At 66.9% G+C, this 22,419-nt stretch carries 19 protein-coding genes; 13 read left to right on the top strand and 6 right to left on the bottom strand.

Going from position 1 to position 22,419, the window contains the following annotated elements; genetic code table 11:
- Position 1: 1 nt before the first annotated feature.
- From ACIPRI_RS18680 to serA, 3 genes are all read right to left on the bottom strand, one after another.
- On the bottom strand, positions 2–451 hold the full coding sequence (locus ACIPRI_RS18680) for an HIT family protein (protein WP_446622967.1): 450 nt from the start codon (positions 449–451) through the stop codon (positions 2–4).
- Positions 448–4,338: a DUF3683 domain-containing protein gene (locus tag ACIPRI_RS18675; RefSeq protein ID WP_446622966.1), complete on the bottom strand. Its 3,891-nt coding sequence runs from the start codon at positions 4,336–4,338 to the stop codon at positions 448–450. The genes ACIPRI_RS18680 and ACIPRI_RS18675 overlap by 4 nt, the downstream gene beginning before the upstream one ends.
- An 86-nt stretch (positions 4,339–4,424) precedes the next feature.
- On the bottom strand, positions 4,425–5,663 hold the full coding sequence (gene serA, locus ACIPRI_RS18670; RefSeq protein WP_446622965.1) for a phosphoglycerate dehydrogenase: 1,239 nt from the start codon (positions 5,661–5,663) through the stop codon (positions 4,425–4,427).
- A 148-nt stretch (positions 5,664–5,811) separates the two neighbouring features.
- Here serA and ugpB point away from each other — a divergent pair, with 148 nt between their 5' ends.
- The 6 genes from ugpB (at position 5,812) to ACIPRI_RS18640 (ending at position 13,315) form a co-directional block, all read left to right on the top strand.
- A complete protein-coding gene (ugpB, locus tag ACIPRI_RS18665) occupies positions 5,812–7,122 on the top strand; it encodes a sn-glycerol-3-phosphate ABC transporter substrate-binding protein UgpB (protein ID WP_446622964.1) in 1,311 nt (436 codons plus the stop codon).
- Between the two features lie 151 nt (positions 7,123–7,273).
- Positions 7,274–8,155 (top strand): sn-glycerol-3-phosphate ABC transporter permease UgpA, encoded by an 882-nt coding sequence (gene ugpA, locus ACIPRI_RS18660; protein WP_446622963.1) that lies wholly within the window; start codon positions 7,274–7,276, stop codon positions 8,153–8,155.
- Positions 8,156–8,165: 10 nt separating this feature from the next.
- Complete coding sequence (gene ugpE, locus ACIPRI_RS18655) at positions 8,166–9,014, top strand: sn-glycerol-3-phosphate ABC transporter permease UgpE (protein WP_446622962.1); 849 nt, start codon at positions 8,166–8,168, stop codon at positions 9,012–9,014.
- A gap of 5 nt (positions 9,015–9,019) precedes the next feature.
- Positions 9,020–10,033, top strand: a complete 1,014-nt coding sequence (gene ugpC, locus ACIPRI_RS18650; RefSeq protein ID WP_446622961.1) for a sn-glycerol-3-phosphate ABC transporter ATP-binding protein UgpC — start codon at positions 9,020–9,022, stop codon at positions 10,031–10,033.
- Positions 10,034–10,113: 80 nt separating this feature from the next.
- Complete coding sequence (gene ugpQ, locus ACIPRI_RS18645; RefSeq protein WP_446622960.1) at positions 10,114–10,869, top strand: glycerophosphodiester phosphodiesterase; 756 nt, start codon at positions 10,114–10,116, stop codon at positions 10,867–10,869.
- A gap of 43 nt (positions 10,870–10,912) precedes the next feature.
- Positions 10,913–13,315, top strand: a complete 2,403-nt coding sequence (locus ACIPRI_RS18640) for a DUF3772 domain-containing protein (protein ID WP_446622959.1) — start codon at positions 10,913–10,915, stop codon at positions 13,313–13,315.
- On the opposite strand, the gene ACIPRI_RS18635 is transcribed toward ACIPRI_RS18640, so the two are convergent.
- Positions 13,305–13,580: a hypothetical protein gene (locus tag ACIPRI_RS18635; RefSeq protein WP_446622958.1), complete on the bottom strand. Its 276-nt coding sequence runs from the start codon at positions 13,578–13,580 to the stop codon at positions 13,305–13,307. The genes ACIPRI_RS18640 and ACIPRI_RS18635 overlap by 11 nt on opposite strands.
- A 72-nt stretch (positions 13,581–13,652) precedes the next feature.
- Between ACIPRI_RS18635 and hemA the strand changes: the two genes are divergently transcribed.
- The 7 genes from hemA (at position 13,653) to ACIPRI_RS18600 (ending at position 20,359) form a co-directional block, all read left to right on the top strand.
- A complete protein-coding gene (gene hemA, locus ACIPRI_RS18630; RefSeq protein WP_446622957.1) occupies positions 13,653–14,924 on the top strand; it encodes a glutamyl-tRNA reductase in 1,272 nt (423 codons plus the stop codon).
- A gap of 116 nt (positions 14,925–15,040) precedes the next feature.
- Positions 15,041–16,126: a peptide chain release factor 1 gene (gene prfA / locus ACIPRI_RS18625; protein ID WP_446622956.1), complete on the top strand. Its 1,086-nt coding sequence runs from the start codon at positions 15,041–15,043 to the stop codon at positions 16,124–16,126.
- The gene (gene prmC / locus ACIPRI_RS18620; RefSeq protein ID WP_446622955.1) at positions 16,123–16,965 is read left to right on the top strand and encodes a peptide chain release factor N(5)-glutamine methyltransferase; all 843 of its coding nucleotides are present in this window, start codon (positions 16,123–16,125) and stop codon (positions 16,963–16,965) included. The genes prfA and prmC overlap by 4 nt, the downstream gene beginning before the upstream one ends.
- 32 nt (positions 16,966–16,997) lie before the next feature.
- Positions 16,998–17,327: a Grx4 family monothiol glutaredoxin gene (gene grxD, locus ACIPRI_RS18615; RefSeq protein WP_446622954.1), complete on the top strand. Its 330-nt coding sequence runs from the start codon at positions 16,998–17,000 to the stop codon at positions 17,325–17,327.
- A 13-nt stretch (positions 17,328–17,340) separates the two neighbouring features.
- Entirely contained in the window at positions 17,341–17,823 is a 483-nt protein-coding gene (locus ACIPRI_RS18610) for a cupin domain-containing protein (RefSeq protein WP_446622953.1), read from the top strand.
- A gap of 176 nt (positions 17,824–17,999) precedes the next feature.
- Complete coding sequence (locus ACIPRI_RS18605) at positions 18,000–18,998, top strand: AAA family ATPase (protein WP_446622952.1); 999 nt, start codon at positions 18,000–18,002, stop codon at positions 18,996–18,998.
- Positions 18,999–19,039: 41 nt separating this feature from the next.
- Positions 19,040–20,359: a hemolysin family protein gene (locus ACIPRI_RS18600; protein WP_446622951.1), complete on the top strand. Its 1,320-nt coding sequence runs from the start codon at positions 19,040–19,042 to the stop codon at positions 20,357–20,359.
- 7 nt (positions 20,360–20,366) lie between these two features.
- Here ACIPRI_RS18600 and ACIPRI_RS18595 read toward each other — a convergent pair whose 3' ends face one another.
- Together ACIPRI_RS18595 and ACIPRI_RS18590 are read right to left on the bottom strand one after the other, a co-directional pair.
- Positions 20,367–21,560: an MFS transporter gene (locus tag ACIPRI_RS18595; protein ID WP_446622950.1), complete on the bottom strand. Its 1,194-nt coding sequence runs from the start codon at positions 21,558–21,560 to the stop codon at positions 20,367–20,369.
- Between the two features lie 153 nt (positions 21,561–21,713).
- Complete coding sequence (locus ACIPRI_RS18590) at positions 21,714–22,352, bottom strand: lytic transglycosylase domain-containing protein (RefSeq protein WP_446622949.1); 639 nt, start codon at positions 22,350–22,352, stop codon at positions 21,714–21,716.
- Positions 22,353–22,419 lie beyond the last annotated feature (67 nt).

Here is a 22,419-nt window from a genome sequence, read left to right as displayed (position 1 = left end):
TTTAGAAACTCCTGAGTCCCTCGATCATGCGCGCTTCCAGCGCCGGCAGCTTGCCGGCCACCTCAGCCTCGCGCGCCGGGTCGCGCTCGCGCTGCGCGCCGGCCCACACGGGGCTGGGGAAATGGCTGTCCCAGTCGAAACGGGCGATCACGTGCCAATGCAGATGCGGCACCACGTTGCCGAGCGTCGCCAGGTTGATCTTGGTCGGCGCGAGCACGTCGCGCAGGCTTTGCTCGATGGCCGTCACGGCTTCCATGCAGATTGCGCGGTCGTCTCTCGAAAGCTCGGAGAACTCGCGCACATGCTCGCGCCACACCAGCCGGTAGAAGGCCGGGAAGCCCACCTCTGCAGCGCAGATCACGCGAAACTGCCTGGCCTCGTAGACCAGCCGCCCGCCCGCGTCTTCGCACAGCGGGCAGCCCGCGACCCGCTGTGGCAGCGCGGGCGTCATACCAGCACCCGCTCGATGCCGCCCTGGTTGGCTGCCGCCACGTACTGCGGCATCCATTCCTCGCCCAGGAGTTGGCGCGCCATCTCGACCACGATGTAGTCGGCTTCCAGAAGGCCGTTGTTCAGATCATTGCCATAGCGCGACAGGCCCTGCAGGCAGCTCGGGCAGCTGGTGAGGATCTTGACGTTGTCGCTGGCACCCACGGCGCCCGCCGCCCGCAGCGCCGCCTCACCCTTCTTCAGCTCCTCTTCCTTGCGGAAGCGAATCTGGGTCGAGATGTCGGGCCGGCTCACCCCCAGCGTGCCCGATTCGCCGCAGCAGCGATCGCTCTTGAGCACATTGCCGCCCACCAGCGCCTTCACCGTCTTCATCGGATCCTGCTGCTTCATCGGGCTGTGGCAGGGGTCGTGATAGAGGTAGCCGGCGCCGGCGGCCCCATTTGCCGATTGCGCCAGGGTGATGCCCTTCTCGAGCAGGTACTCGTGGATGTCGACGATGCGGCAGCCCGGGAAGATCTTGTCGAACTGGTAGCCCTGCAATTGGTCGTAGCAGGTGCCGCAGCTCACCACCACGGTCTTGATGTCCAGGTAGTTCAGCGTGTTGGCCACGCGGTGGAACAGCACCCGGTTGTCGGTGATCATCTTCTCGGCCTTGTCGAACTGGCCGCTGCCGCGCTGCGGGTAGCCACAGCACAGGTAGCCCGGCGGCAGCACGGTCTGCACGCCGGCATGCCACAGCATGGCCTGCGTGGCCAGTCCCACTTGCGAGAAGAGGCGCTCCGAGCCGCAACCGGGGAAATAGAACACCGCCTCGGTCTCCGAACTGGTGGCCTTGGGGTCGCGGATGATCGGAACGTAGTCGGCGTCCTCGATGTCCAACAGCGCCCGCGCCGTCTTCTTGGGCAGGCCACCGGGCATCTTCTTGTTGATGAAGTGGATGACCTGTTCCTTCAACGGCGCCGGCCCCAGCGTGGCCGGCGGGGCCGAGGTCTGCTTCTTCGCCAGCCCGCGCAGCAGGTCATTGGCCAGGCGCTGCGCCTTGAAGCCGACATCCACCATGCCGGTGCGCATGGCCTTGATGGTCTGCGGGTTGGTCGCGTTGAGGAAGAACATGGCAGCCGCATTGCCGGGCCGGAAGCTCTTTTGCCCCATCTTGCGCAAGAGGTTGCGCATGTTCATCGACACGTCGCCGAAGTCGATCTTCACCGGGCAGGGGCTCAGGCACTTGTGGCACACGGTGCAGTGGTCCGCCACGTCCTCGAACTCTTCCCAGTGCTTGATGCTGATGCCGCGGCGCGTCTGCTCTTCGTACAAAAAGGCCTCGACCAGCAGCGAGGTCGCCAGGATCTTGTTGCGCGGGCTATAGAGCAGGTTGGCACGCGGCACGTGGGTGGCGCACACGGGCTTGCACTTGCCGCAGCGCAGGCAGTCCTTGACGCTGTCGGCAATGGCGCCGATGTCGCTCTGCTGCATGATCAGCGACTCGTGCCCCATCAACCCGAAGCTGGGCGTGTAGGCGTTGGTCAGGTCGGCATGCAGCGCCTGGGCGCCTTGACCCGGCATGCGCAAGAGCTTGCCCTTGTTGAAGCGGCCTTCAGGGTCGACGCGGCGCTTGTAATCGGTGAAAGGCGCGAGCTCCTCGTCCGACAAAAATTCCAGCTTGGTGATGCCGATGCCGTGCTCGCCCGAGATCACGCCGTCCAGGCTGCGCGCCAGCACCATGATGCGGACCACCGCGGCATGCGCGGTCTGCAGCATCTCGTAGTTGTCGCTGTTGACCGGAATGTTGGTGTGCACATTGCCGTCGCCGGCATGCATGTGCAGCGCCACCCAGACACGGCCCTTGAGAACGCGCTGGTGGATCGCGTTGCACTCGGTCAGGATCGGCGCGAACTCGGCGCCGGAGAAAATCTGCTGCAGCGGGGCGCGGATCTGCGTCTTCCAGCTCGCGCGCAAGGAATGGTCCTGCAGGTGCGGGAACAGCGCGTCGATGTCGCGCAGCCAGCCGGCCCAGCGCGCCCGCACTTCCTGCACCAGCGCCACCGCCTGCGCCACCCGGTCTTCCAGCAGTTCGGCCGAGGGGATGTCGTTGGCGTCGTCGCTCTTGCCCAGCGGCAGGTTGCCGCGGGTAAAGAAGGCCTCCAGCTCATCGGCCAGGGCCAGCTTGTTCGCCAGGCTCAGCTCGATGTTGATGCGCTCGATGCCGTCCGAATACTCTGCCATGCGCGGCAGCGGGATCACCACGTCCTCGTTGATCTTGAAGGCGTTGGTGTGGCGGCTGATGGCGGCGGTGCGCTTGCGGTCCAGCCAGAACTTCTTGCGCGCTTCCGGGCTGATGGCGATGAAGCCCTCGCCGCTGCGCGAATTGGCGATGCGCACCACCTCGGAGGTGGCGCGCGCCACTGCGTCGGCATCGTCGCCGGCGATGTCGCCGAACAGCACCATCTTGGGCAGGCCGCCGTGCTTCTTGGACTTGGTGGCATAGCCCACCGCCTTCAGGTAGCGGTCGTCCAGGTGCTCCAGGCCCGCCAAGAGAACGCCGGAGCGCTTCTGCTCGGCGAACATGAAATCCTTGATCTCGACGATGCTGGGCACTGCGTCCTTGGCATTGCCGAAGAACTCCAGGCAGACGGTGCGCGTGTGCCCCGGCATGCGGTGCACCACCCAGCGGCAGCTGGTGATGAGGCCGTCGCAGCCTTCCTTCTGGATGCCCGGCAGGCCCGACAGGAACTTGTCGGTCACGTCCTTGCCCAGGCCCTCCTTGCGGAAGGTGCGGCCGGGGATCTCCAGGCGCTCGCTGCGCAGCCGGGTCTTGCCGTCGGCAGCGAAATACTGCAGGTCGAACACCGCGCTTTCGGCGTCGTGGATCTTGCCGAGGTTGTGGCCGACGCGGGTGACTTCCAGCCACTCGGCCTGCGGCGTCACCATGCGCCAGGAGGCCAGGTTGTCCAGCGCCGTGCCCCACAGCACGGCCTTCTTGCCGCCCGCGTTCATGGCCACATTGCCGCCCACGCAGGAGGCTTCGGCCGAGGTCGGGTCGACCGCGAAGACGAAGCCGGCACGCTCGGCTGCATCGGCCACGCGCTGGGTGACCACGCCCGCCTCGGTGTGGATGGTCGGCACCGGTGCCTCGAGGCCCGGCAACGAGACCAGCTCGACCTCGGTCATCGCCTCCAGCTTCTCGGTATTGATGACCGCGCTGTTCCAGGTCAGCGGAATGGCGCCGCCGGTATAGCCGGTGCCGCCTCCTCGCGGAATGATGGTCAGGCCCAGCTCGATGCAGGTCCTGACCAGCTGCGCCATCTCGGCCTCGGTGTCGGGCGTGAGCACGACAAAGGGGTATTCGACCCGCCAGTCGGTGGCGTCGGTGACGTGCGAGACGCGCGAGAGCCCGTCGAACTTGATGTTGTCCTTGGCCGTGACCTTGCGCAGCGCCCGCGTGGCCTTGCGGCGCAAGGCGGCAACGTCGCGGAACATGGCGTCGAAGGCGTCGATGGCCTGCGACACCAGGCCGCTGAGCTCGCCCACCAGCGCATCGCGTTGCGGGTCGACGTCCGGCGTGCGGCGCTTCTGCACCTCGCTCATGCGGTGATGCAGGGCATCCACCAGCTGGCCGCGCCGGCGGGGGTTGTCGAGCAGGTCGTCGACCAGGTAGGGATTGCGCTGCACCACCCAGATGTCGCCCAGCACCTCGTAGAGCATGCGCGCCGATCGGCCGGTGCGGCGCTCGGCGCGCAGGACTTGCAACAGGGACCAGCCACGGTCGCCGAGCAGGCGGATGACGATCTCGCGATCGGAGAAGCTGGTGTAGTTGTACGGGATCTCGCGAAGTCGCACGGGCTCTTCGGCCTGCGACAACAACGCGGTCAACGCGGTCGGAGCATTCATCGGGATGGGGCCTCGGCTGGGCGCTGCGCGCCCATGAACCAGGGCCGGTGATTTTAAGGCAGCGCCCTCAGGGTCTGCCCGGAGACTCAAAAGAGCACGCGGCTGCGGATGGTGCCGGGCACCTGCGCCAGCTTCTGCTGGGCCAGTTCGGAGTATTCGGCGTCGATGTCGGTCACCACGTAGCCGATCTTCTCGTTGGTCTGCAGGTACTGCGAGCAGATGTTGATGTTGTTCTCGGCAAAGACCCGGTTGATGTCCGACAGAACGCCCGGCACGTTGCGGTGGATGTGCAGCAATCGATGCTTGCCCGGGTGCGCCGGCAGCGCCACCTCGGGGAAGTTGACCGAGGAGGTCGAGGTGCCGTTGTCGCTGTACTTCACCAGCTTCTGCGCCACCTCCAGCCCGATGTTGGCCTGCGCCTCCATGGTGGAGCCGCCGATGTGCGGCGTCAGGATCACGTTGTCCAGCCCGCGCAGCGACGACTGGAATTCGTCCTTGTTGCTGCGCGGCTCGACCGGGAAGACGTCGATGGCGGCGCCCAGCAGCTTCTTGTCCCTGAGCGCCTGGGCCAGAGGATCGATCTCCACCACCGTGCCGCGCGAGGCGTTGATGAGGATGGCGCCCGGCTTCATGGCTGCGATTTCCTTGGCGCCGATCATCCACTGGGTGGCCTGGGTCTCGGGCACATGCAGGCTGACGATGTCGCTTTGGCCCAGCAAGTCGTGCAGTTCACGCACCTGGCGCGCATTGCCCAAGGGCAGCTTGGTCACCACGTCGTAGAACGCGACCTGCATGCCAAGCGCCTCGGCCAGCACCGACAGCTGGGCGCCGATCGAGCCGTAGCCCACGATGCCCAGGGTCTTGCCCCGGATCTCGAAGGCGTTCTCGGCCGACTTGAGCCAGCCGCCGCGATGCGCCACCGCGCTCTTCTCGGGCACGCCGCGCAAGAGCAGGATGGCCTCGGCCAGCACCAGTTCGGCCACCGAGCGCGTGTTGGAGTACGGCGCGTTGAACACCGCCACACCGTGCTCGCGCGCCGCATCCAGATCGATCTGGTTGGTGCCGATGCAAAAGGCGCCCACCGCCACCAGCTTGCCGGCGGCCGCGAACACATCGGCCGTGAGCTGGGTGCGCGAGCGGATGCCCAGGAAGTGCACGTCGGCGATCTTCTTCTTGAGCTCCTCTTCCGGCAGGGCGCCAGGCAGGGCCTCGACCTGGGTGTAGCCCTGCTCGTGCAGCAGCGCCACCGCCGAGGGATGGATGCCTTCCAGCAGCAGGATTCGGATCTTGGATTTATCCAGCGAAGTGCGTGCCGTCGTCGTCATGGCCGATCCACCTTTTCAACGCCGTTGCGAAAAAGGGTTTCCCCGCTTTCTTGGATATGACAGAAATGTGACAAACGCTGACTCCGCTATGTAACAAGAGCGTCATAGCCTAGTTGATTCACTATTTACCCTGTGAGGAGAGTTCTTTATGCGTTTGAAGACCCTTGCGTCGTGCGCCGCACTTGCCGCCACGCTGGTCACGCCCGTCCATGCCCAGACCGAGATCCAGTGGTGGCACGCCATGAGCGGCCCGTTGGGCGAATGGGTCAACGACCTGGCCAAGCAGTACAACGAAAGCCAGAAGGAATACAAGGTCGTGCCCACGTACAAGGGCAGCTATGACGAGTCGATGACCGCCGCGATCGCCGCCTTCCGGGCCGGCAACGCCCCCGACATCCTGCAGGTGTTCGAAGTGGGCACCGCCACCATGATGGCCTCCAAGGGCGCCATCAAGCCGGTGGGCGAGGTCATGACCACGGGCGGCGCCAAGTTCGACCCAAGCGTCTACATCCCCGCCGTGGCCGGCTACTACACCGCGCCCAACGGCCAGATGCTGAGCTTTCCCTTCAACAGCTCGACGACCATCTTCTATTACAACAAGGACGCCTTCAAGGCGGCTGGCCTCGATCCGAACAAGGCGCCTGCCACCTGGCCCGAGGTGATGGCGGCCGCCGACAAGCTCAAGGCCAGCGGCCACAAGTGCCCCTTCACCACCAGCTGGATCAGCTGGACGCAGCTGGAGAGCTTCTCGACCTGGCACAACACCCTGTTCGCCACCGAGAACAACGGCTTCGGCGGCACCAAGGCGCGCCTGGCGGTCGACTCGCCGCTGCACCTGCGCCACTTCGAGAACCTGGCCAAGATGGCCAAGGACGGCACCTTCGTCTACAAGGGCCGCGCCAACAAGGCCGACGCCTCCTTCCCGGCCGGCGAGTGCGCCATGATGACCGGCTCGTCCGGCCTGTATGCGCGCGTGGCCAAGGACGCCAAGTTCGCCTACGGCATCTCGGCCCTGCCCTACTACCCCGACGTGAAGGGCGCGCCGCAGAACACCGTGATCGGCGGCGCCAGCCTGTGGGTGATGGCCGGCAAACCGGCCGAGCACTACAAGGGCGTGGCCAGCTTCTTCAATTTCCTGTCCGACACGAAGGTGCAGTCCGAGAGCCACAAGCGCACCGGCTACCTGCCCATCACGATGGCGGCCTACAAGCTGACCGAGGCCTCGGGCTTCTACCAGAAGAACCCGGGCACCGACGTCGCGGTGACGCAGATGATCCGCAAGACCACCGACAAGTCGCGTGGCATCCGCCTGGGCAATTTCGTGCAGGTGCGCACCATCGTCGACGAGGAGACCGAGGAAATCTGGTCGGGCAAGAAGACCGCCAAGCAGGCGCTGGACGCAGCGGTCAAGCGCAGCAACGAGCAGTTGGAGCGCTTCCAGAAAGCCAACAAGAGCTGAAGCCCTTGCTCGCTTTCAGCGTCATGTGGCACCCCTCCCCGCCAGGCGGGGTGGGTGCCTGCCGATGAGGGTGGCGCCGCAGTAGACTCGCACGCCCGCCTGATCTGATGTCGAGGCGGGCGTTTCGTTTTTTGAGAAGTTCTGAGGGGATATGGAGAAACGCGTTCTTTTTCGGTCGGCCTGGCTGCCCTGGCTGCTGATCGCACCGCAGATGGCGGTGATCGTGGTGTTCTTCTTCTGGCCGGCCAGCCAGGCCCTGCTGCAATCGGTGCAACAGGAGGACGCGTTCGGTATCGCCACCGTCTTCGTCGGGCTGGAGAACTTCAAGACGCTGTTCGAGGACGATGCCTACCTCGACAGCTTCAAGGTCACGGCATTCTTCTCGGCCCTGGTGGCCGTCACGGGCATCGCGATCTCGCTGATGCTGGCGGTGTTCGCCGACCGCGTGCTGCGCGGCGACCTCTTCTACAAAACCTTCCTGATCATTCCCTATGCGGTGGCACCGGCCATCGTGGGCGTGCTGTGGCTGTTCATGCTGTCGCCGGGCATCGGCGTGCTGGCCTGGTGGCTCGGCGAAGCCGGCATCGACTGGAACCACCGCATCAACTCCGGCCAGGCGCTAACGTTGATCGTGGTGGCCGCGATCTGGAAGCAAATCTCCTACAACTTCCTGTTCTTCCTGGCCGGCCTGCAGGCCATTCCCAAGGCCTTGATCGAGGCCGCCGCCATCGACGGCGCGGGGCCGCTGCGGCGCTTCTTCTCGATACAGTTTCCCCTGCTGTCGCCCACCACCTTCTTCCTCTTGGTGATGAATATGGTGTACGCCTTCTTCGACACCTTCGCCATCGTGCACGCCACCACCGAGGGCGGCCCGGGACGGGACACGTCCATCCTGGTCTACAAGGTGTGGCACGACGGCTTCGTGGGGCTCGACCTGGGCGGCTCGGCCGCACAGTCGGTGGTGCTGATGGCGATCGTCATCGGCCTCACCGTGGTCCAGTTCCGCTACGTCGAGAAGAAGGTCCAGTACTAAAGAGAAAAGAATGGTTGAACGACGCCCCGGACTCACCTTCCTCACCCATGCCGTGCTGCTGTTCGGCATCGTGCTGGTGGTCTTTCCCCTCTACCTGGCCTTCGTGGCCTCCACCCACACGCGCGACGCCATCCTCGAGGTGCCGATGCCGCTGCTGCCGGGCTCGCAGCTGGTCGAGAACTACACCGGCGCGCTGATGGGCACCCAGACCCAGGGCGCGCAGGTGGCGGTGGGCCGCATGATGTGGGTCAGCCTGGTCACGGCGCTGGTGATCGCCATCGGCAAGATCGCCATCTCGCTCTTGTCGGCCTTCGCCATCGTCTACTTCCGCTTCCCGTTCAAGAAGCTCGTGTTCTGGATGATCTTCGTCACGCTGATGCTGCCGGTGGAGGTGCGCATCCTGCCCACCTACAAGGTGCTGTCCAACCTGAACATGCTCAACACCTATGCCGGGCTGACGGTGCCGCTGATCGCCTCGGCCACCGCCACCTTCCTGTTCCGGCAGTTCTTCCTGTCCGTGCCGGACGAATTGGTGGAGGCCGCGCGCATCGACGGCGCCGGGCCGATGCGCTTTTTCAAGGACATCCTGGTGCCGCTGTCGCAGACATCGATCGCGGCGCTGTTCGTGATCCAGTTCATCTACGGCTGGAACCAGTACCTGTGGCCCCTGCTGGCCACCACCACCGAGGACATGTACCCGGTGGTGATCGGCATCAAGCGCATGATCGCCAGCGGCGACGCTGCGGTGGACTGGAACATCGTCATGGCCACCGCGGTGCTGGCGTTGATTCCGCCGGCCATCGTGGTGATGCTGATGCAAAAGTGGTTCGTCAAGGGCCTCGTGGACACCGAAAAATAAAGAACATGGCAGCCATCTCCTTTCGCAACGTCATCAAGCGCTACGGCAAAGGCGCAAAAGCCAACCAGGTGATCCACGGCGTCTCGGCCGAGATCGAAACGGGCGAGTTCGTCGTCATCGTCGGGCCCTCGGGCTGCGGCAAGTCCACCCTGCTGCGCATGGTGGCCGGGCTGGAAGAAATCAGCGCCGGCGAAATCTCCATCGGCGATCGCGTGGTGAACGATATCGAGCCGGCGCAGCGCGACATCGCCATGGTGTTCCAGAACTACGCGCTGTATCCGCACATGCGGGTGTTCGACAACATGGCCTACGGCCTCAAGATTGCCGGGCTGCCCAGGGACGAGATCAAGAAGCGGGTGGACAACGCCGCCCGCATCCTGGAGTTGGGCCATCTGCTGGACAGAAAGCCACGCGAGCTGTCGGGCGGGCAGCGCCAGCGCGTGGCCATGGGCCGCGCCATCGTGCGCCAGCCGCTAGTCTTCCTGTTCGACGAGCCGCTGTCCAACCTGGACGCCAAGCTGCGCGCCCAGACCCGCCTGGAAATCCAGAAGCTGCACCGCGAGCTGGGCATCACCTCGCTCTTCGTCACCCACGACCAGGTCGAGGCGATGACGCTGGCGCAGCGCATCATCGTGATGAATGCCGGCGTGATGGACCAGTTCGGCACGCCCGAAGAGGTGTATTTGCGCCCCGCCACCACCTTCGTCGCCAGCTTCATGGGCTCGCCGCCGATGAACCTCTTGCGCCATGCGCCGGGCGTGCGTCCCGGCGCGGTGCTGGGCATCCGGCCCGAGCACCTGAGCTTCTCCGACGATGGCTGGCTGGTGCGCATCGAGCAGATCGAGATGCTGGGCGCCGAGCGCCTGATCCACGCCCGCATCGGCGACGAGCAGTTGGTGATGCGCGCAGACGAAGGCGTTGCCGTGCCGGAGCTCGGCAGCTCGGTGCGCGTGGCAGCGCGGCAGGACCGCCTCCATTGGTTCGACGCCGGCTCCGGCAAGCGCCTTTCGGACGCATGAACAACACCCGCCCGTCCGGAGGGACGAAAGCCCCCTCGGGGGGCAGCGAGCCACACGCAGTGGGCGAGCGTGGGGGCGGCATGTCGGCGAAGCCCAGGGCGCAGCCCTGGGCCTACCCGCGCTGGATCGCCCACCGCGGCGCCGGCAAGCTGGCACCCGAGAACACGCTGGCCGCCTTCCGCCTGGGCGCGCAGCACGGCTATCGCATGTTCGAATGCGATGCCAAGCTGAGTGCCGACGGCGTGCCCTTCCTGCTGCACGACGCGACACTTCAGCGCACCACCAGCGGCCAAGGTGTGGCCGGCGATCTGGCCTGGTCCGTCCTGTCGCAGCTCGACGCGGGCGCCTGGCATTCGCGCTCGCATGCCGGCGAAGCGCTGCCGACGCTGGAAAATCTCGCGCGCTTCTGCCTGGCCAACGACTACTTCCTCAACATCGAGATCAAGCCCACGCCAGGTGCCGAGCGCCGCACCGGCGAAGTGGTGGCACATGAAGCCGCCCGCCTGTGGGCAGGCCGTGCGGTTCCGCCTTTGCTCACTTCCTTTCAGCCCGATGCGCTGGCCGGTGCCATGCATGCCGCACCGGCGCTGCCCCGTGGCCTGCTGCTCGACAGCCTGCGCGAGGGCTGGTTCGAAACCGCGCAAGCGCTGGGTTGCGCCGCCATCGTCTGCAACTTTTCCCTGTGGAACGAAGAGCTGGTGCGCCGCGTGCACGCCGCCGGCATGCGTGCCCTGAGCTATACCGTCAACGACGAATGGGCCGCGCAATGGCTTTTTGCGCTGGGCACCGACGGCATCATCACCGACCGGGTCGACCTGTTCAGCCCGGCGAACTAGGGTAGTGCGCCCGCGCCGGGCGCTCCTGCCTATGATTGGCCCGATGACCTGGATCACCCGATTCGCGCTCGCGCTGTGGGCCGCGCTGTTGTTCACCGGCGCGGCGCTGGCGCAAGACGCATCGAGCCCCGCGCCGCCGCCGGAAGTCACGATGGCAACCCTGCGCGCTCAGCTCGAGCAGATGCCCGCCAGCGCCGACACCGAAGACGACGTCCAGCGCCTGAACGAACTGACCAGCCAGATCACCACGCAGGCCGAACGCTTCGTCGCCTCGCGCACCACGCAACTGAGCGATCTCAACGCGCGGCTGGGCGAACTGGGGCCGGAGCCCACCTCCGGCAGCGAGGCGACCGACGTCACGCGCCAGCGGACCAGCCTGCAGAAGGAGCGCAACGCCATCGATGCGGACATCCGGCTGGCCAAGCTGCTGGCGGTCAATGCGCAGCAGCAGCGCAGCGAATTGCTGGCGCAGCGCCGCGCGGTGTTCGAGGCGCAGCTGTTCGAGCGCTCGGACTCGCCGCTGTCCGCCGCCTTCTGGCACAAGGCCCGGGCGCGCTGGGAAGCCGATCAGATCCGGCTGGGTGACCTGTACGACGACATCCGGCAGGGGCTGGACACCGGCCTCACCAGCACCTCCTTCTACCGCGCCGCGCTTGGCGCCTTGGGCGGCCTGGCGATCATCATCGTCGGCCTCTGGCTCGGCGAAAGCGGCCTGGCCGCGCTGGCCGCGCGCACCTTCCCGGTCGGCCGCTTGCGGCGTTCTCTGCTGGCGCTGCTGACGGTGCTGGGCTACGTGTTCATCGTCGGCCTGGCGGCGACCGTCGCCTGGCAATCGGTGGAAGACGCCCGCAACTGGAGCACCCAGAGCGTGCGCCTGGCCGAAGCGACGGTGCGCTTCGCCATGTTCCTGGCATTCGTCATCGGACTGGGGCGCGCCCTGCTGGCCAACCGGCGCTCCTCCTGGCGCCTGCCGCCGATCTCGGACGCAATGGCCAGGCAGCTGACGCCGATGCCCTGGCTGGTGGCGGTGGTGGCCATGGTGGCCTGGCTCCCCATCACGCTCAACGACGTGATGGGCGAGCCGCTCAACAGCGTGCTGTCCAACCTGGTGCCCACCGCCACCTTCTTCGTGGCGGCCCTGGTCGGCATGTACCTGCTGCGCCCCCCTTCACGCGGCGCGCCGGCGGCCGAAGGCGCGCCGCCCGACGCCGCAGCTGAACGGCCGATGTGGGTCGGCCTGCTCATCGGGCTGGTCGTGGTGCTGCTGGTTGCACTGGTGCTGCTGGTGCTCGTCGGCTACCTGGCTTTTGCCCGGGTGCTGGCGGCTCAGGCCACCTGGGCCGGCATCGTGATCACTGCGGCCTATCTGCTGTTCAAGTTCGCCAACGACCTCTGGATGGCCCTTTTGTCTTCGCGCAGCGCCTTCGGCCAGCGCCTGCAAAAGGCCTTGGGTATCGCCCCGCAGGTGCTGGATCAGCTGGCGGTGCTGCTGTCGGCGGTGAGCCGGGTGGCCGTTTTCTTCTACATGCTGATCGCCTTCGTGGCGCCGCTGGGCAGCAGCCCCGGCCAGCTGCTGCAGCGCAGCGGCAAGATCGGCACCAGCCTGAAGGTGGGCGAGTTCGAGATCGTGCCGGGCGCCATCTTCAGCGCGATCGCGGTGCTGGTGATCGGCCTGATCGTGCTGCGCCTGCTCAAGCGCTGGCTGGAGAACAGCTACCTGCCCAACACCAAGCTGGAGACGGGCATGCGCAGCTCGCTCACCACGCTGCTGGGCTACGTGGGCGTGATCGTGGTGGTGGCTTTCACCCTGTCGGCCCTGGGCATCGGCGTCAACCGCATTGCCTGGGTGGCCAGCGCGCTGTCGGTGGGCATCGGCTTCGGCCTGCAGGCGATCGTGCAAAACTTCATCTCCGGCCTGATCCTGCTGGCCGAGCGGCCGGTGAAGGTGGGCGACTGGGTGGTGCTGGGCACCTCCGAAGGCGACGTGCGGCGCATCAACGTGCGCGCTACCGAAATCCAGCTGTGGGACCGTTCCACCCTGATAGTGCCCAACTCCGAGTTCATCACCAAGACGGTTCGCAACATGACCCTGGCCAATGCCGAGGGCCGGGTGCTGATCCGCCTGCCGATGCCGCTCACCACCAACGCGCAGCAGGTACGCGACCTGATGCTCGCCGCCTGCGACGAACACGAGGCGGTATTGGAAACACCGGCACCCAGCGTGACCCTGGACGCGGTGGAAAACGGCCTGCTGATGTTCCTGGCGATTGCCTATGTGCCCAATCCGCGCATGGCGGGCGGGGTGCGCAGCGACCTGCTCTTCACCATCCTGGACCGCCTGCAGGCAGCCCAGCTGCCGATGGTGGCCGTCTACGCACCGCCACCGGGCACGGCGGGTGCCGTGCTGGCGCCGCCCGCGCCGCCACCCGCTCCGCTCACTTCCTGAGGCCGCCGCCCACGAGCCACTGCACGGTGCCGCAGACCACGACCAGGGCGACATAGGTGGCCATCATGGCGTCGCGGCCGAAGTAGATGAGGCCGCCGGCCAGCACCGCCAGACCAGCTGCGAAGTTGACGGCGAACTGCACCCACAGGGACATGGCGGCAGACTTGCCCAGCATCAGCCGCCCGCCCAGCGCCAGCATCAGCGCCAGGAAGAAGGCGGGCGCGGCGAAGTTGGCCAGATGGTCGATCAGGGCGAGCGGGGACATGGGAGAAAGCGGAAATTCAGGGCCATTGACGGGGTGCAAGTCCCCCAGGGCGCCAAATTTTATAATCCAGGAATGGCAGTCTGGGCCCTGGGCTTGAATCACACGACCGCGCCGCTCGATCTGCGCGGTCGTTTTGCGTTCGCCCTCGATCAACTGACCCCCACCCTGCACAGCCTGCGCAGCTCCTTCGGGGCCAGCCGCCATCCGGATGTGGAGGCGGCCATCATCTCCACCTGCAACCGCACCGAGATCTACTGCGCGGCCGACCACGCCGCTCTCGACCACACGGTAGGCTGGCTGGCCGAGAGCGGCGGCGTCGCCCCGGCCCTGCTGCGCTCGCACGCCTACACGCTGGAAAACGACCAGGCCGCGCGCCACGCCTTCCGGGTGGCCAGCGGGCTCGACTCGATGGTGCTGGGCGAGGCCCAGATCCTGGGCCAGATGAAGGACGCGGTGCGCGCCGCCGAGAGCGCCGGCGCGCTGGGCAGCACGCTCAACCAGCTGTTCCAGCGCTCCTTCGCGGTGGCCAAGGAAGTTCGCACCGCCACCGAGATCGGCGCCCATTCCATCAGCATGGCCGCCGCCTCGGTGCGCTTGGCCAGCCAGCTCTTCGAAGACCTCCAGCAGACGCGCGTGCTCTTCGTGGGTGCCGGCGAAATGATCGACCTGGCGGCCACCCACTTTGCCGCCCGCAGTCCCAAGTCGATGGTGATCGCCAACCGCACCCTGGAGCGCGGCGAGAAGCTGGCCTCGCGCTTTGGCGGCGAGGCCATGCGCCTGGCCGACCTGCCGGGCCGGCTGGCCGAATTCGACATCGTCATCAGCTGCACCGCCAGCACGCTGCCGCTGATCGGCCTGGGCGCGGTGGAACGGGCGCTCAAGCAGCGCAAGCACCGCCCGATGTTCATGGTCGACCTGGCGGTGCCGCGCGACATCGAGCCCGAGGTGAAGGCGCTGTCGGACGTGTATCTCTACACCGTGGACGACCTGGCCCAGGTCGTGCAGCAGGGCCAGGCCCAGCGCCAGGCCGCGGTGGCGCAGGCCGAGGTCATCATCGACGCCGGCGTGCAAAGCTTCATGCACTGGCTGGGCCAGCGCGGCACGGTGCCGCTGATCCAGCAGCTCAACGCCCAGACCGACGCCTGGCGCGCCGCCGAGATGGCCCGTGCGAAAAAGCTCCTGGCCAAGGGCGAGGACGTCGACGCCGTGCTGGAAGCCATGTCGCGCGGCCTGACGCAGAAGATGCTGCACGGCGCCATGGCCGAGCTGCATGCCGGCGATGCCGCCGCGCGCGAGCAGACGGCGCAGACCATCGCGCGCCTGTTCCTGCGCAAAGAGCGTTAGCGACGCTCTCCCCAGAGCGGGGCCACCGGGCCATTCCATTCGCCAGCCCGAACGCTCCGCCGCTCTGGTCTCTTGCCAAACAAGGACCGCCTCCTCCCATTCGCCGCTTCGCTCCCGTGAAAACCTTTCTCCGCCAACAACTCGACCGCTACCTGCAACGCCTGGAAGAGCTGGACTTCCTGCTCTCGCGCGAGGACATCATGGCCGACATGAGCCAGTACCGCGTGCTGTCGCGCGAGCATGCGCAGGTGACGCAGGTGGCCGGTCGCTACCAGCGCTACAAGCAGCTCGAGTCCGACCTGGCCGGCGCCCGCGAGATGCTGGAAGACCCTGACATGGCCGAGATGGCGCGCGAGGAAATCGCCAGCGGCGAAGCCGAAGTGCGCAAGCTCGAGGACGAGCTGCAGCGCCTGTTGCTGCCCCAGGACCCGGACAACGCGCGCAACGCCTTCCTGGAAATTCGCGCCGGCACCGGCGGCGACGAGTCGGCCCTGTTCGCCGGCGATCTGTTTCGCATGTACACCCGCTACGCCGAGCGTGCCGGCTGGCGCTGCGAAATCGTCAGCGAGAGCGAAGGCGAGCTGGGCGGCTACAAGGAAGTGGTGCTGCGCATCGTGGGCGACAACGTGTTCGGGGCTCTGCGTTTCGAATCGGGCGGCCACCGCGTGCAGCGCGTGCCGGCCACCGAGACCCAGGGCCGCATCCACACCAGCGCCTGCACGGTGGCGGTGCTGGCCGAACCGGACGAAGCCCAGGCGGTGCAGATCAACCCGGCCGACCTGCGCATCGACACCTACCGCGCCAGCGGCGCCGGCGGCCAGCACATCAACAAGACCGATTCGGCGGTGCGCATCACCCACATTCCGACCGGCATCGTGGCCGAATGCCAGGACGACCGCAGCCAGCACCGCAACAAGGCCAAGGCGCTGCAGGTGCTGTCGGCCCGCATCCAGGAAAAGGAGCGCAGCGAGCGCGCCGCCAAGGACGCCGCCCTGCGCAAGGGCCTGATCGGCAGCGGCGATCGCTCCGACCGCATCCGCACCTACAACTTCCCGCAGGGGCGTCTGACCGACCACCGGATCAACCTCACCCTCTACAAGCTGCAGTTCATCATGGACGGCGATCTGGACGAAGTGCTGGGCGCTTTGAAGGCGGCGCACGAGGCCGAGCAGCTGGCGGAATTGGAAGCGGCGGGGGCATGACCGTGGAAGCCGGCACCATCGCCCAGGCGCTCTCGGCCGCCGCGGCATTGGGCGCCTCGCGGCTGGATGCGCAGTTGCTGCTCCTGCACGCGCTGGGCCGCGGCGGCGACGAGCGCGCCTGGCTGCTGGCCCACGACAGCGACCCGCTGGCGCCCGAGGCGGCGGCCGCTTTCGAGCGCCATCTCGTGCGGCGGCTGGCCGGCGAGCCGGTGGCCTACCTGACCGGCGAGAAGGAATTCCACGGCCTGTCGCTCCAGGTGGACGCCCGCGTGCTGGTGCCGCGCCCGGACACAGAGACGCTGGTCGACTGGGCCATCGAGCGCTTGGCCGGCCTGCACGAAGTGCGGGTGATCGACCTGGGCACCGGCAGCGGCGCCATCGCACTGGCGCTGCAGAAGGCGCGACCGGACCTGCAGATCCATGCCGTCGATGCGAGCCAGGACGCCCTGGAAGTGGCCCGCGCCAACGCCGAGCGGCTTGGGCTGCCAGTGCGCTTTGCCCATGGCGACTGGCTGGAAGGCGCCGGTACCGGCTACGGCCTGATCGTCTCCAACCCGCCCTACATTCCCACGCAGGATCCGCACCTGCCGGCCCTGGCGCACGAACCCCTGGCGGCCCTGGCCGCCGGCGCCGACGGCCTGGACGACATCCGCCGCATCATCGAGGCCGCCCCGGCGCACCTGGATGACGACGGCTGGCTGCTGCTGGAGCACGGCCACGACCAGGCGGTGCAAGTGCGCGGGCTGCTGGCCGCGCGTGGATTTGCGCAGGTACAAAGCCGCAAGGACCTTGCCGGCATCGAGCGCTGTTCCGGCGGCCTTTGGCGTGCGGTGAAATAATCAACTCAACGAGTACTTTGTCAGGAGCCCCCATGAGCGACGCCCAACAACGCATTGACGACCTGGTCAAGCAGAACGAAATCCTTCTCTTCATGAAGGGAAGCGCCAGCTTCCCGATGTGCGGCTTTTCCGGCCGCGCCATCCAGATCCTGAAGGCCTGCGGCGTCGACCCCAAGTCGCTGAAGACCGTGAACGTGCTGGAAGACGACGGCATCCGCCAGGGCATCAAGGACTACAGCAACTGGCCCACCATTCCGCAGCTGTACGTGCGCGGCGAATTCGTCGGCGGCTCGGACATCATGATGGAGATGTATGAGTCGGGCGAGCTGCAGCAGGTGCTGTCCGCCCCCCCGGCCCACTGACGGACGCCCCGCCATGGCGCACCACCATCCGCACCCCACCGACTGGAAACACGACGGCGTGCGGGTGGTCCCCGCCAATCAGTTGGATAGCAACACGGCGCAGACCCCAGGCATGAACCGGGCTGCCGCCATCAACTTCGCGCGCGTCGGGGCGCAGAAGCTCTGGGCCGGCACGGTCACCATCCATGCCGACGCCAAGACCGGCGCCCATCACCACGGGCACCTGGAGTCGGTGATTTACGTGGTGCGCGGGCGCGCCCGCATGCGCTGGGGCGACAAGCTCGAGTACACCGCCGAGGCCGGGCCGGGTGACTTCATCTACGTGCCGCCCTATGTGCCGCACCAGGAAATCAACGCCAGCAGCACCGAAGCCCTGGAGTGCGTGCTGTGCCGCAGCGATGGCGAAGCGGTGGCCATCAACCTGGACATCGAGCCGGCGGAGAAGCCTGACACCGTGCTCTGGGTCGACCCCACGCATCCCACCGGCGGGGTTTGAGGAGCCTCCCGGCGCTTCGCTCCGTGTAATTCGCCACCTCCCGAGGAGGGGACCTCACCTGCGGCCCGGCAAAGCCGGTTCCGCGGTGTGGGGCTGACGCTACAAGCCGAAGTTTGCGCGCATGGCATCTGGGCACGGCTTATGCTGTGCTCGAAGCGTTCGAAACGGAGGTATCCATGGATTCCCGCAGTCTCGTTCCCTCGGTTCCCAGCCTGGCCCTGCCCATCGCCCACATGCGCAGCGTGTTCCAGCCGCAGGACGTCGAGCGCCGCCTCGCCAAGTTGCCCGAACGCGAGCACGAACACTTGCGCAGCACCTACGAACGCATGCTGGAGCGCGGCCCGGAGCGCTTCCAGGTCAAGCCCAGCGGCATTCCGGAAATGGCCTCGCTCTACGCCCAGTTGCCCAATTTCAGCGAGGTGCTCGACGACGTGCGGCGCCACGTCGCCCTGGCGCAGGACAGCCGCGACGGCCTGGAGGTGACGCCCATGCTGCTGCTGGGCCCGCCCGGCATCGGCAAGACCCACTTCGCACGCAAGCTGGCCGAGCTCTTGGGCACCGGCATGTCGCTGGTGCCGATGAACTCCATGACCGCCGGCTGGCTGCTGTCCGGTGCCTCTTCGCAATGGAAGGGCTCCAAGCCGGGCAAGGTATTCGAGGCCCTGGTCGACGGCCAGTACGCCAACCCGGTGATCGTGGTCGACGAGATCGACAAGGCCGGCGCCGATGCCCAGTACGACCCGCTGGGCGCTCTGTACAACCTGCTGGAGCACGACACCGCCCAGTCCTTCGTCGACGAATTCGCCGAGGTGGCGATCGACGCCAGCCAGGTGATCTGGATCACCACCGCCAACGACGAGCGCGCCATTCCCGAGCCGATCCGCAACCGCATGAACGTGTTCGAGATCGACGCGCCCTCGCCCGAGGCGGCGCGCCAGATCGCGCGCAACCTCTACGCCTCGATCCGCGCCGAGCACGACTGGGGCCGGCTGCTGGCGCCCGAGCTGGCGGACGACGTGATCGAGCTGTTGTCCGGCCTGGCGCCGCGCGACATGCGGCGCGCCCTGATGACCGGCTTCGGCAATGCAAGGCTGGCCCAGCGCGACCAGGTGCGGGTGGAAGACCTGCCGCGCGTCGGCGCGACGGGGCGAGGCAAGATCGGCTTCGTCCAGTAGCGCCACCGGGCCATGGCACCATGTGGGTCTGAAGACCCGACATGACCCTGACCGAGAGCCTGCTGATCATTGCCACGCTGATTGCCATCAGCGCCTTTTTCTCCCTTGCCGAAATCTGCCTGGCGGCCTCGCGCCGCCTGCGTTTGCGACAGTTGGCGGATGACGGCGACGCCCGCGCCGAGAAGGTGCTGCAGCTGCAGGAACAACCCGGCCACTACTTCACGGTGGTGCAGATCGGGCTCAACGCGGTCGCCATCCTGGGCGGCGTGGTGGGCGAAGGCGCCTTCAGCCCCTTCTTCGCCGGCCTGTACGAGAACTGGCTCAGCCCCGAGGGGGCGCAGCGGGCCGCCTTCCTGAGCTCTTTCATCATCATCATCTCGGTCTTCCTGATCTTTGCCGACCTCTTTCCCAAGCGCCTGGGAATGAACGAGCCGGAGCAGCTGGCGATGCGCCTGGTGGGGCCGATGCAGTTCCTCATCACCACCTTCAAGCCGCTGGTGTGGCTGTTCACGCGTGGCACCGACCTCTTGTTCAAGCTCTTGGGCATGCCGACCCGGCGCGAGGAGACCATCACCTCAGCCGACATCCTGGCCATGACCGAAGCCGGCCTGCGCGCCGGCGTGCTGGCCGAGCGCGAGCAGCAGGTGATCGCCAACGTGTTCGAGCTGGACACGCGGCAGGTCAGCAGCGTGATGACGCCGCGCGAGCGCGTGATCTGGTTCAACAAGGACGAGCCCGAGACCGTGCTGCGCGCACGCATCGTGGCCGAGCCCTTCTCGGCCTACCCGGTGTGCGACCGCGACATCGACCACGTGCTGGGCTATGTGGACGCCAAGGACATGTTCCAGCGTGTGCTGAGCGGCCAGCCGCTGTCCTTCGACCAGGGCCTGGCGCTCAACAAGGCGCTGGTGGTGCCCGACCGCATCTCGCTGACCGAGGTGCTGGAACAGTTCCGCCAGGCGCTCGAAGACTTTGCCATCGTGGTCAACGAATACAGCCTGGTGGTGGGCGTCATCACCCTCAACGACGTGATGAGCACGGTGATGGGCGACCTGGTGCCGCCTTCGGACGAGGAGCAGCAGATCGTGCGGCGCGACGAGAACTCGTGGCTGATCGACGGTGTCACGCCGATCCAGGACGTGCAGCGCGCCCTCGACATCGGCGAGCTGCCGCACGAGGACGAATACGAGACCCTGGCCGGCTTTCTCATGACCATGCTGCGCCGCGTGCCCAAGCGCACCGACAGCGTCAGCTGGGCCGGCTTCAAGTTCGAGGTGATGGACGTGGACAGCCACCGCATCGACCAGGTCATGGTCACGCGCGACGCCGCACGGGCGCCGGAGGCCAGCGCAGCCGGCTGAGCCTTGTTCAGGCCGAGCGCTTGGCAGGCACCACGCGGGCGCAGGCGTCGTCTGCCACCGCGCCGCGCCGTGCCATGCGCGCAGCCCAGGCGCTCACCGCCATGGCGGCCAGCAGCATCACGAAGCCAGCCAGATGGAGGCTGCTCATGCCATCGTGCGCGATCATCCAGCCGCCGATCGCGGTGCCGATGGCCTGGCCGGCATACATGGCCGACGTGTTGAGAGCTACCGAGCCCCCCGCCAGTGCCGGCGCCAGCGACACCAGCCGTGCCTGCTGCGCCGAGTTGGCCGAGAAGCAGCCGAGCGCCCAGGGCACCATCACCATGGCGGCCAGCAGCAGCGTCACGCCCAGCGGCCAGGCCAGCAGGCTGAGTGCGATCGCGCCCATGGCGATCATCACACCCCGCGGCGCGCCCAGGCGGTCGACATAGCGCGACATGAGCACGTTGCCCAAAAGGCCGAAGGCGCCGAAGCACATGAACAGTGCGCTGAGCTCATGCACGCTCGCGCCCAACGTGTAGCGGAAGAAGGGGGCGAAGTAGGCAAATACCACGAACTGCCCAGCCGAGTAGAGCAGCGTCACCCCGACGCACAGCATCAGGGCCGGCATGCGAAAGGCCGTGCCCCAGCTGGCCAGCGAGAATCGCGGCGGCCGCACGTCGTGCGGCATGGCCAGCCACACCCACGCCGCGCTCGCCAGCGACAGGAGTGCCACCAGGCCGTAGGCGCCCTGCCAGCCCAGCATGCCGCTCAGCCATGCGTTCAAAGGCATGCCCATCACCGAGGCCAGCGACCAGCCGAGGAAGACAAAGGTGATGGCGCGGCCGCGCAGCTGTGCCGGCATCAGGTGGCCCGCGCAAGCGGCCGCCTGCGGCGTGAACACGGCAGCGGGAATCACTGCCAGCACCCGAAGCGCGAGCAGCCAGCCAAAGTCAGTGACGAACGCGCAGGCGGCATGCAGCAGGCCATACCAGACCATGGACAGCGCCAGCAGCTTGCGCCGGTCGAAAGGCGCGACCACGGCGGCCAGGGAAGGCGCGCCCAGACACACGACCAGCGCCGCCACCGAGATCAGGTAGCCGGCTACCGGCACCGGCACCTGGAAGAAGGTGCTGATCTCGTTGAGCGTGGCACTGGCCACCATCACGCCGGTACCAATGGCGAAGTTGCCGGCCAGCAAGGCCCAGAGCATGGAAGGCATCAAGACTTGGGATTGGAGGGAGGAATGCGGCCGGCCGCATGTGTGCGGCGTCGCGGAGCCATTCAATATAGCGAGGCCGGCCCCTGCCCGACAAACGATGTTTTGGAATGTCTTTCATGCATGACGCGCATGCGAACGCCACGCCGTGCCCTGTCAATCCGGCCGGTCGACGAAGGTCCAGTTGCGCTGGTTGGCGAACACCGCGTTCGGATAGGGCGACTGCCCGCGGCTGCCGTTGTAGCGGCCCAAGGTCAGGAACAGGTCGCCGCGCTCGCGGTCCAGGTAGTGGCGCAGGATCACGCAGCCGAAGCGCAGGTTGGTCTGCATGTGAAACAGCTTGGACGGATCACTATCGCCGATCACGCGGGTCCAGAAGGGCATCACCTGCATGTAGCCGCGCGCCCCGGCGCTGGACACGGCGAACTTGCGGAAGTTGCTTTCCACTTGCACCAGACCCAGCACCAGGCTCACGTCCAGCCCGGAACGCCGGCTCTCATACCAGATGGTCTGCAGGAATTCCTTGCGCGTGCTCCAGTCGGGTATGCGCTTCTTCAGGCGCTCGCTCATGTTGCCGAGCCAGCGTAGGTAGGCCAGGCGCGAGTCGGTGTTCTTGAACTCGGGGATCGGCGGCGCGCTGTTGTGGATGGCCGAGCTCAGCGCGGTGCGCACCGAGTCGATCAACGGCTCTTCGATCTGCGCACCGGCCAGGGCAACGCGCGGCAAGCCCAGCAATAGCGCACCGGCCGCGACGCCGGTGGCGCCGCCCAGGCATTGGCGGCGCGACAGTGTCATTGGTCCCCCACGCTTGCCACTGCGTGTGCTGCGCTGCCCCCCGAGGGGGCCCGAGCTTGCTTGGGGC

The organism is Variovorax sp. LARHSF232, from assembly GCF_052871435.1.
Note: the sequence above shows the minus strand (reverse complement) of the source record. Positions and strands in the feature narration are given on the sequence as shown.